General features: G+C 44.6%; 6 protein-coding genes. 2 read left to right on the top strand and 4 right to left on the bottom strand.

Annotated features, from left to right (window positions below; all coding sequences use genetic code 11):
- Positions 1 to 3,633 (top strand): hypothetical protein (locus tag ASV53_RS07530; RefSeq protein WP_094956651.1); only part of this gene is annotated, 3,633 nt, incomplete at its 5' end.
- Between the two features lie 102 nt (positions 3,634 to 3,735).
- Here ASV53_RS07530 and ASV53_RS07525 read toward each other — a convergent pair.
- Both ASV53_RS07525 and ASV53_RS07520 read right to left on the bottom strand, forming a co-directional pair.
- Positions 3,736 to 5,895, bottom strand: a complete 2,160-nt coding sequence (locus ASV53_RS07525) for a molybdopterin-containing oxidoreductase family protein (RefSeq protein ID WP_094956650.1) — start codon at positions 5,893 to 5,895, stop codon at positions 3,736 to 3,738.
- A 12-nt stretch (positions 5,896 to 5,907) separates the two neighbouring features.
- Entirely contained in the window at positions 5,908 to 7,356 is a 1,449-nt protein-coding gene (locus tag ASV53_RS07520) for a Na+/H+ antiporter NhaC family protein (protein ID WP_094956649.1), read from the bottom strand.
- Positions 7,357 to 7,731: 375 nt separating this feature from the next.
- On the opposite strand from ASV53_RS07520, the gene ASV53_RS07515 reads away from it, so the two are divergent.
- Entirely contained in the window at positions 7,732 to 8,463 is a 732-nt protein-coding gene (locus tag ASV53_RS07515) for a hypothetical protein (RefSeq protein WP_094956648.1), read from the top strand.
- Positions 8,464 to 8,553: 90 nt separating this feature from the next.
- Here the strand turns inward: ASV53_RS07515 and ASV53_RS07510 are convergent, their stop codons facing one another.
- Positions 8,554 to 10,491, bottom strand: coding sequence for a monovalent cation:proton antiporter-2 (CPA2) family protein (locus tag ASV53_RS07510; protein WP_094956647.1), 1,938 nt, complete (start codon positions 10,489 to 10,491; stop codon positions 8,554 to 8,556).
- Positions 10,488 to 11,114 (bottom strand): NAD(P)H-dependent oxidoreductase, encoded by a 627-nt coding sequence (locus ASV53_RS07505; RefSeq protein ID WP_094956655.1) that lies wholly within the window; start codon positions 11,112 to 11,114, stop codon positions 10,488 to 10,490. Before ASV53_RS07505 ends, ASV53_RS07510 begins: the two co-directional genes overlap by 4 nt.
- Positions 11,115 to 11,286: the final 172 nt, after the last annotated feature.

Genomic DNA, 11,286 nt, shown 5'->3' with positions numbered 1-11,286 from the left:
GATAAAAACAAAATAATTACCCTCGATATTCAAGACCCACAACAAATCAAAGCAGCGCTTATTCAATACCAAACGCTCCTCAATACTGACCAAGCTTTTAATAATCAACAGTTTGATGTGGAGTTCAAACATCACAACTCTAATGAAAAGCGCCGCTTACAACCTAGTGATGCGGGGCAGAACCTTAGGCTATTAAAGTCCGCGCTAGATAAAGGTCAAGAAGGTGGTTCTCACTACTACGATCATGAGATCACCGATACCACTGAGACCTATATCTCAGAGGTGATCGTATTTGCTGCCGCACTCCAATACCCTGAAATTAAAGACACTATTGTCGATACTGCTAAAGCCATTGTTGCTTATACTCGCCGCATGAACGATACCAGTGAAATGTGGATTGATGACATGCGTGTATTTGGTGTCGAAGCGCTGTATATGCTGGCAAGCTCCGATCTGCAATACACTTACCTTCTGGGGCAGTTTTTCATCCCCTATTGGGACGATGAACATGCCACCCAATATGAAAGCTATCTTGCTTCATTATTAACAAAGCACGGCTGGCAGCCCACACTTATTAAAGCCTTTATTTGGTGTGACAACCCTACTTTTCGAATTGGGATGTTCAAGGATGATCCCTATAGCGATGCCGTCACCTATCAGCCTTTAGGTGAATACTTAAAGGAAAACCCTGATCAATACGACAGCTTTAAGCAGATGGTGATTGAGCGTTTTCAGGCCAAGCCCGTATTGTTGTCTAGCATAGATACCACGGAAGAAGAGGATGAAGATTTTAGCCACCATCATCCAGTATTATGGCTGTATCAGAGTCTCTTCTCACACTCTGATTTTTACGACGAAGATGAGACACTAGATGCCTTTGTGCAGCAAGCATTCATGGCCAGTACGCTGGAAGATGAAGCTTACGATCTAGAAGCCCATATTCGAAGCCAAGTGACAGATACCTTGGTGAAAGCCTCTGAAAATGCGCTGAAAGAACGTGCAGAGTATCTCGCCTATCTCGCCCGTGACGAGCGTCAATACGAACTCAATTTTGGCACCCAAGTACTCAAGCCGCTCATTCTCGCCATGCCGCAAGGTGAACAACTTTGGTGTTATATCGAAAACGGCGAAGACCGCTGTGCATTAGATGCCTTAGAAGAAGTTGAGCTAATTCCGCTCGCCAAAGCGCATGCACCTGAGATGTCAGCTCAAATTGAAGATCACTTGTGCAGCTTTGAATATAACAACCAAGGCGTTACCGAAGAATTAAATAGTATTCTAGATTTAGTCCGTGGGGATCTACTAACAGATCACTTTGGTGAAGAGTCGACCATTGAACATGAAAATGGCTTGATCACGACCTTAACTGTCACCGCAGACAGCGATAAAGGTCGACTGGAAGCACGTCGCCAACAATACCTGCGTGTCATCGATGTCTTTTATCACGCGCTAGGTAAACGTGAACTTCGCAAGTACATGATGGAATCACTCACAGAAGGTGATGAAGAGTCCCTACTGTCACGTCAAGACTACTACCGTCGCTATAGCCAACTACCAGCACCTGAAGCAACCACGTCAGATGCTGGCAATGAACCTCTCGAACCTGCGCTATCGCGTGATGTACAGTCTATCTTCAGTAGCTTCACCGATAACGATGAGATGCTGTACAGCAAACATTTTAAGCATGTCGATAAGGTACTGCGTACCTCTCGCGAACTCTGTCGTCCAACGCACTGGCCTGAACCTCACATGGGCTTTATGGCGCTGGCAAGTTACCAGCTTCACCACGATTTCAATGAAAACCTAGGCGATGATATTACCGAGGCACTATTTCACTACGTAAACGAACACAATGTTTGGGAAATGGCCGCTTCGCACATAATAAAAGAAGCCTTCATTCAAGGGGCGTACTACTGCCCTGAAGATAAAGGGCTAAGCGAAACAGATGTTGCTCGCATTAAAGCCTATTTTATGGCTGACAAACCAACTGAGAGCCAAGAAAGTCTATTGGCACTGCTTGAACCACAATTATTCCGCGATGATTGCTGCCGCCGCAGTAATATCTACCTGAATAAATACAGCGAATACCAATCAGGCTACAAGTTATTCCAAGACCACGATGAAGACTTCCAGCGCTTCACCTTGATTGCATTCTGGCTACGTCAGCTGCCATTGCCTTTACGTGCACAAGCCGATCGCCTATGGCAATTTATCATTACCCTTGCCCCTGTTCGTACCGCACGGAATATCTTGCGCGCCTACTCAGATGATTCGTGGGATATAGAATTTGAGAACATACTTGATGATATCAACATCCAAGAACAACTCGAAAAAGCAGGGATTAACAAGGGAATACTCAGTGCTTATGAAATGAATCGTCAATTCCATGATACCAAACGTTTTAAACATTGGATCGATGTATATAGCGAAATAACCAGCACTGAAACCAGCATGTTCGGCAGCATAGATCGTAAGAAAGCCGAAGCCATGCGTGACGGCTTACAATACATCAACGAACACACCAAAATTGAGTTCTTGCACCATGCATCGCTCAAGTACCCTGAGATCCCACTTGATATCAACCACGACTTCAAACGTGCACTCAAAATCATGGTACAGCTGAATATTCAGTCTTGGGAACAAGCGTTGGCCTGCGAGTTTGGCAAAGGCTGCTTATTCATAGGTGATGGCGATAAGACACCAGCGAAACTGCGACTACCTATCATCGCAGATCAAGATACGGTTCACGACCAACCTTGTCATATGGATGGCATGAGTTGGATGGCGATAACCGTGGTGCAAAAACGCCGTAACGAACAAGGCGACGATCACCATGTCATTTTGATGGCTGACCATGAAGTTCCCCTTGAGGCCTACCTTGAATCACTACCTCGCGGGCCATTGCTGATTTTCGCAGAAGATGCCGATAGCCAAGCGCTACTTACCCGTATCGCTGAACTACAAAATACCAAGGCAAGAATCGAACATATCGTCGAGCAAACCTTAGAATACCTAGCAGGCGAAGTCGATTTCGACAGTATAGCTTCACTTTATACAGCGCAACTGTCAGACGAATATTTCAGCCCTAACGCTGAAGAATACACCATGTACGGTGTGAACCAGTTCATTTGGACCATGGACCAAGTGCGCCGTGATCGTTTCACCAAGTTACTGTTCAACCATAACTACCGTGGCTTTAAAATCATTGAAGGAAATTATGAAAAGCCATGGTTACACCATCAGCTCAGCCAAGGAGATATTGACTTTGACACCTACCTTGAACGTATTCGTGAATATGACAACGAAGCAACAGAAACTGGACTGCGTTTCTTACTCAATTGGCTAATAGAACTGGAAGTAAACCCAGCCCACATTACGCTATTTTGTATTAAACACGCCAACTTCGAAGCGTGTTGTGAATTTATTCACGACCATGCCCGCGGTGATTTGAGCCGAAGAAACTCAAATCTAGCAAGTTTCAAAAAAACCTTGGCCTATCTACATGCAGGTCGACGCGCACAACTACCTGAGATTTTAAGCCAAGCAAGCGATGCCGCTATCTTGATGGAACCTCTCACTAAAGATCGCTCTCGCGCAGTAAAAGAAGCCGTGACGAATTACAGCCCAGCATAATGCGATAGCTTCATTTAAAACGCCCTTAGCTTACTCAAAGCCAAGGGCGTTTTTTATGTCATCATTTTTTAAAAACGAGCTTAGGTAACTATTTACCTGAGGTCACTCGTTACTTAACTTCACTCTGATCCCATTTATATTGAAACTGCCCGCTTCGCCTAATCCGCGCCCATCATCATCGCCATTGGTTAACACATTGTAGTTACATTCAAAAACATCACCTAAACGGTTGTACCCTAGCTCGGGATACCACCAGCTTAAATCAGCCACCACTACATTAAGCGCAAGATCAGGATCTAACTTCAACTGCTGGTAGATCGCTTGACCACACTCGGCCTCTATTCGGACATTGTCACCTTCCATAAGCCCAAGCGACAAGGCTGTCTCTGGGTGAACCCTTACTAATGGACAAGGATGAGCATCACGCAACGCGGCTATTTGGCGACCATGCGAGAACATGTAATGTTTTGATTTGGCCGTAGTCAGTAGCAAAGGATAGCGTGATTTTTTAACCGTTTGCATAGGCTTAAACGTAGGCAATGGATCCGCACCTAGCTGCACTAGTGCTTTACTATACAGCTCAACCTTACCGCTAGGCGTTGGAAACCCATGATGCAAATATTTACGATACTGCTTAACAGACGGCGTGGGAGCCAAGCGTTGTTTTGCTTTTAACGCGGTAAAATCCACACCACTTGGCTGCAAGAATACGTTCCAATACGCATCATCTTGAAAGTGCTTGAATGGGTCTTGCTCTAACAGCCTGTCATGCTTCGTTTCGAAGACACCCAAGGCCTCACCGATAGCTGCAATAATCTGATGATCGGGTTTCGCATCACCCACTTGTCCCAACTTAGGTTGATAACGAATCGCGCCATCATTACCTTGTGTTAAACCTTCGTATTCCATAAAACTTGCCGCAGGAAAAACGATATCAGCCATCATCGCTGTTGGCGTCATAAATAACTCTGACACAGCAAGAAAGTCTAATGCTTTAAGCGCCTGATGCACTTTACGGGTATCTGGCCAGCTTAGTAATGGATTCGCACCAACCACAAAGCCAGCTTTCACTGGGTTTTGCTCATCATGCAAAATAGCATCGGTGATCCCTTGATTCGTCGCCCTGAAATACTCAGGGATAACTGGCGTACCTGCACTTTGATCTCGCTCGACTTGTGACAAGGCATTGACTTCTTGATCATCGTAAGGCCAGCGACCTGTTATCAAAGAAGCCTCTTGATTATGAAATTGCCCGCCAGGGACATCGACGTTACCTGTAATCGCCATCAACATGGCAATCACTCGATTCACTTGAAAACTGTCACTGTTATGATCGAGCGCGTTACCGCTCACTATCACAGCAGGTTTTGCTTGCGCATAGGTCCGCGCTGCGTCCTGAATTTGGCCGATCTCTAGCTGTGCATCTTGCACTAATCGCTCAAATGAATAACAACTAAGCTGCTGCTGAAGCCATTCAAAGCCTACACACCAATTGGCGACAAAGTCATGATCATAAAGATCCTCTTCAATAATCACTTTAAGCATCGCCAACCCTAGAGACAGATCGGCTCCCGGTGCAACACGCAACCACAGATCGGCCTGCTGAGCATGCTTCGTTTTTTGTGGATCAATGCAGATTGAGCTAGCACCCGCTTTAAGGGCTCGTTTTAAGGTTTTGACCTCACTAAAACGCGTGTGATATTTGTTAACCCCCCAAAACATAATGCACTGGGTTTGCTCGTTAATATCGTGACATGGGCTATACCCTAAAGTGTATTCACGCCCCAGTTTAGTTGGGGCCCAACAGACGGTTTCAGGGCCGACAATATTGGCTGTATTCATGCCATTGGCAAGTCGTAATAGCTGGGTATTGATAAAGTCTTTAGAATGACCGTAAGCCAGAAAAACACTGTTATCGCCCCACTGTTGCTGAGTTTGCGCTAAACGCTCAGCCGTATAATTAATCGCCTCTTGCCAACTCACCGCTTGCCAATGCCCATCTCCTCGTTGACCAATTCGCATCAATGGCTGTGTTAGGCGATCAGGGTGATTCATGATTGCTAACGCATTGCGCCCTTTACGGCATAACTGGCCTTGTGACACCGGGTCATCAATATCACCCATGATTTTCTGACATCCATCGAAAGACTCGATGACTTTTAACTGGCAGCCGCCACCACAAAGCGCGCAGCTGGTCATTGTGACTTTTTCATCTTGTTGCTGATTAAGCGTGCTAGGCTCCGCAGCTAATGAATTCAACATAGTCGCCTCCGCTCAGTTCGTGATGTCTTTAGGCACACTGTAGCCCTGTGCAGGTTCATACTTAATAAGCGTACGTCCCATACCAACGAGCAACAGAGAGACAATGGGTGTAAGCCACACATACACGGCATAAGGCGCATAAACCAACGGACTAACCCCTAGCGTCGCCGTCATAAATGCCCCAGCAGTTGTCCACGGCAATAACATACCTGACGTCATCGAACCTTCACTAAGCAGGCGACTGAGCATTTCTGGCTTAAAGCCACGTTGGGCATATACCTCTTTGTAAAGGGAGCCATTAAGGATCATCGAAAGGTAGACTTCGCTGGTTGTGACATTCCCCAGCACGCAGGTACACAAAGTGGTGAACACCAAACTGACATTACTTTTCAGCTTGGGAAGGATCTTCTCAAGCATCACAGTAAGAAAATGTGCCTTCTCAAGTAACCCTCCCATACAAAGCGCAATAAACGCTAACGAAAAGGTCCACATCATGCTCTGAATACCACCGCGGATCAGCAGTTTATCAGCCAATTCATGACCCGTAGCATGGGTGAAACCATAGTTCAGTGCTTCAAAAATTTCGTGCAGATTATTACTTTGAACCAAAGCTGCAACCACACCACCAGCGACAATGCCGCAGAATAGCGCTATTTGTGAGGGTATTTTAGCGAAAGTCATCGCCAAGGTGATCGCAATTGGTGCCAACACCAATAAGTTCATATCGAAAGCTTGGCTTAAAACGTTTTGCAGCTCAATAATATGGTTGGTACCGCCAGTTTCTGAGCCCGCGTAATATGCACCCATAAAATAATAAGCGGCGGCAGATAATACCAATACGATTCGATTAACTTTACTGACCGCTTTTAAGTGATCGCTCACCGTTGTTCCTGCGGTAGCTGAGGATAAAATGGTGACATCTGATAGTGGCGACAGGTTTACCCCAAAGACCCCACCAGAGATGATCATGCCAGCAATAACTGGTAATGGAACGCCTAAGCTGATCCCCATACCGATTAGCGCGACACCTATGGTAGAAGCCGCACCCCAGTTGGTACCCGTGGCATAGGTGATGCCGCAGCACACCAAGAATCCGGCAGGTAGAAACAATTCGGGCGAGACAATATCCAAACCATAATAGATCAATGCTGGAATTGTTCCGGCCAAAATCCAAACACCAATGATCATGCCTATCAACAAGAAGGCAAACATAGCACCAGTGGCATTTTTTAGACTGTTTCCCATGATCTCAATTTGCTGATCTAGACTGTATCCACAACGCCAGCAAAACAGCATAGTAAGTACGACAGAAATAATCAGTAAAATATGAACATCAAGATGAAAAACCATGATGCCGATAATGAGCGACACAGTTATAAAAGAGAGTAAAAAAACGGCTTCACCAAAAGATGGTAAGCGGAGATGTTCTCTTTGATCGATTAACGATGGACGGCCTTCCACAGTCACTTCCTCTGAAGAAAAGTTGAAAAATCAATTCTAAAGAGCGAGAAAACATTATCTGTGATTTAACTAGTTGTTTTAGAAGGCATTATATTATTAGTCCTATTTTGTTATACAAATCACTGTATATGAATGGCCCCAGCAAAAATTTAACAAATGGACTTCAATAGTCACACCTATATTTAATGTAATTTAAACCTAAATACTAATGATGAACGCGTTATAGCAAAGGCATTACGGTAATAAATACCTAATCACTCACTGAGATCACAACAATTACTTATAGCTTAACATTTGTCTTTTTTATTCAGCTTGCGAGCTTTATCTTACTTTTAATAAAATGTTGTTTTTAATGACGAATAGCGAGCCATAAAAATGTTTAATAAAATAACGACGGTGCTGTGCTTTGCTTTACTCTCTGGGTGCCAATCTCTCCCAGTTGATACCATCAATGAATCCGCCTCCCAAGAACAGAACAATGATAATGACGATAGTTCATACTTTCAGATTGCAAATGTGACAAAGAATAACAATGTAATTAGCTTTGATGGTGGTATGAGCTTTGAAGCTAATGAACAAGTCAAAAAGCTAATTGACTCACAAACAACAAGCCTACAGATCCGTAGCCGTGGTGGTGAAATCAATGCAGGCATGGAACTGGCAGAACTGATCTATAAACACAAATTAAACGTTGAAGTGAAAGATTACTGCTTCTCATCCTGCGCTAATTACGTCTTTCCTGCCGGTAAGACCAAAGTATTATCTGCTAACAGTTTACTGGGATGGCATGGCGGTGCCTTACAAGAAGATGATGATTTCGAAGAGCTACTCAGCCCAGAAGAGCAAAAGGCATTTGAAAGCTACATAGTTGCAGCACGCGAGCGCGAAAAGAGGTTATTCCGAGACATTGGGGTTAAACAATCCATCACTATTCTTGGTCAATCAGATAAATATGATCGCTACCAAGACTGCATAGGTTGGAATTACAGCCTTGCTGCGCTCGATAAGCTAGGGGTAAAAAACATCAAATTAAAAGATGGAAAGTGGCAGCCAGCAACTTCTTTTAACGACAACTGTCTGTTCACCATTGGTGAACAAGAACTCTAATGGCATAAAGGATCATCCTAAAAAAACACCGCGCTCATTACAGTGCGGTGTTTTTAAAATTGATGTTTTGATTAGGCTTTTACATACGAGTTAGTTAACTTGTGGTTGATCATCATCCTCTAGACCATCCGCATAACCTTTTGGTGGCGGCGTCCAGCCACGTTCAGAACGAGCATGTTTGTCACTGCGATCCACTTTCATTTCTTCAGCCATTACTTCTTCAAGGCGAATAAACAAATCTCGGTAATTATTATCAAAACGCTCACCTTCTGAATCATCTTCCCACACTGCATACAGCTTGTCGGATTTACGCTCTTCAACACGCTTGTAGGTGACTTTTTGCTGCTCAACGAAGAAAGGATGCAAGCCAAGCGATTTCATCGCATGACCACCAATTTCTAACGCTGAATGGTACGTTTCTGATTCAATAATATCGGCTCCCGCTTGGCGCAAGAGATAACCATGACCACGGTCGAAAGAGCGGGTAATAATCTTAACGTCTGGATAGGTATGCTTAACGTATTTGACCAATTCAACGCTGTGTTCATGATCATCAATCGCAACCACCAGCGCAGCTGCATGTTCAATGCCTGCTGTATGCAGTAAATCTGGTCGGGTTGCATCACCATAGTAGGCTTTCGTTCCAATTTGGCGCACCATATCAACTTGATTGGCTTGATGATCCAGCACTACGGTTTTCACTCCATTGGAAACCAATAAGCGATTAACAATCTGACCAAAACGACCGATACCTGCAATAATCACAGTGCCTTGATCATCAATCACATCGGTTTCGCGATCATTCGATGTTTTTTCAAACCGCGGTAAGATCACTTTATCAAACAAGATAAATAACCCCGGCGTTAAGAACATAGACAGCGCCACTACCAACGACAAGGTCTGCGCAACGTCAGCAGGAATAACATGATTTTGCAGCGAGAAGCTCAGCAACACAAAACCAAACTCACCCGCTTGTGCCAAACTCAGGGTAAATAACCATCGGTCACTGCCTTTGATCTTAAAGATCAATGCAAGGCTATAGAGCACTAATGCTTTTATCAGCATCACGCCAAGTGTCAGCCCAATAATCAAACCAAAATCATCAAACAATACGCCGAAATTAATCCCCGCACCAACGGTGATAAAGAACAAACCAAGCAGTAAGCCTTTAAAAGGGTCGATGTTAGATTCCAGTTCATGACGAAACTCACTGTTCGCCAATACCACACCCGCAAGGAAGGTTCCCAATGCAGGCGATAAACCCACTAAGCTCATTAGCGCAGCAATGCCAATCACTAACATTAAAGCGGTGGCGGTAAAGATTTCACGCAAGCCAGAACTTGCCACAAAGCGGAACAGTGGCCGGCTCAGGTAATGACCGCCAATCACGACCACTATGATAGACCCCGTGATCACTAAGCCATATGCCCAACCAGGTAGACCTGCGACTAAACTGAGCTCTTCATGGTGCTGTGCCGCTGCGCCAATCGCTGATTGCGCCTGAGCAACCAAATCAGGTAAGGCCAGTAACGGGATAAACGCCAGCATAGGAATAACGGCAATATCTTGGAACAAGAGTACTGAGAAGGCATTCTGGCCGCCTTCCGTTTTCGTTAATCCTTTTTCATTAAAGGTTTGCAGTACGATTGCGGTAGAAGAAAGCGCAAAAATGAGACCGATCGTTAATGCGATTGTCCAAGGTTGATCAAAGTACAAGGCAAGCCCAAACACAACCGCAGTGGTTCCCCCCACTTGCAGGCCACCAAGCCCCATTAAGCGATTACGCATCGCCCATAGCATCTTGGGTTCTAATTCTAACCCTACTAAGAACAGCATCATCACCACGCCGAACTCGGCAAAGTGCTGAATGGTTGTGGTTTCTTCACCAACTAAGCCAATAATAGGCCCAATCACCACACCCGCAATCAGGTAACCCAGTACAGAGCCTAAGCCCAATCGTTTCGCTATTGGCACGGCGATAACAGCGGCAGCTAGGTAGATAAAAGCTTGCAGAAAGATACTTGTCATTTCACCGCCTCCATCATACGAGGATCATCATTTAAATAATGATTTAACTTTTCGAGCTGAGATGCACGTTCACGATCTAAATCTCCAGCAACCAACAGCTGTAGCAAATGACGCCATTCAGCAAGGTGGTTATCAATACGATTTTCTTCTAATGCGGTACGTGAACCAAACAAAGCTAAAGGAGGCAAGTAATACATGCCTGTTAGGCTAGCCATTTGCTCCAATGGGTACAATAATTGGCGAATCGTAAAATGGTTATACCCTTCGGCACGGTATGCATCTACTTTTGCACCCGCAGTAAGCGAACAGAAGAATGTCTTGTCTACTAACGCATCTCCACCAGTTCCGTAAGCAAAGGTATATTCCAACACAAGATCTTGCCACTCTTTCAAAATTGCAGGGGTTGAATACCAATAGAGTGGGAACTGAAAGATGATTACATCGTGCTCACGTAAGCGCTTTTGTTCTCTATCGATGTTGATATTGAACGTAGGGTACTCAGCATACAAATCGACAGTTGTTACGCCACTGACTTTCTTCGCTACGTCAAAAAGAGGAAGATTAACCTCAGAACGATGCTGAGAAGGATGTGCAAAAAGCACCAATACCTTTTGGGTCATAATATCCCTTATTATATTGCAGAAATGCCAATCAAAATTGCTAGGCCTAAAGCCTAAGCCGAAACATGAGTCCAATAATCACATATATGGTAAGTGATAACTATAGGGCTTAATGGGGCAGAAATAAAAAAGCCTCAGTGCGATAACACTGAGGCCGATAGTTCGTTCACAAAGC

It is taken from the genome of Photobacterium sanguinicancri, assembly GCF_002265265.1.
Taxonomy (GTDB): domain Bacteria; phylum Pseudomonadota; class Gammaproteobacteria; order Enterobacterales; family Vibrionaceae; genus Photobacterium; species Photobacterium sanguinicancri.
The sequence above is the reverse complement of the archived record's forward strand: the minus strand, read 5'-3'. Positions and strand labels throughout refer to the sequence as shown.

Coding starts and splice junctions, on each gene's coding strand:
- ASV53_RS07510 (WP_094956647.1), bottom strand. CDS start 10,491: ATGACAAGTATCTTTCTGCAAGCTTTTATCTACCTAGCTGCCGCTGTT.
- ASV53_RS07525 (WP_094956650.1), bottom strand. CDS start 5,895: ATGTTGAATTCATTAGCTGCGGAGCCTAGCACGCTTAATCAGCAACAA.
- ASV53_RS07515 (WP_094956648.1), top strand. CDS start 7,732: ATGTTTAATAAAATAACGACGGTGCTGTGCTTTGCTTTACTCTCTGGG.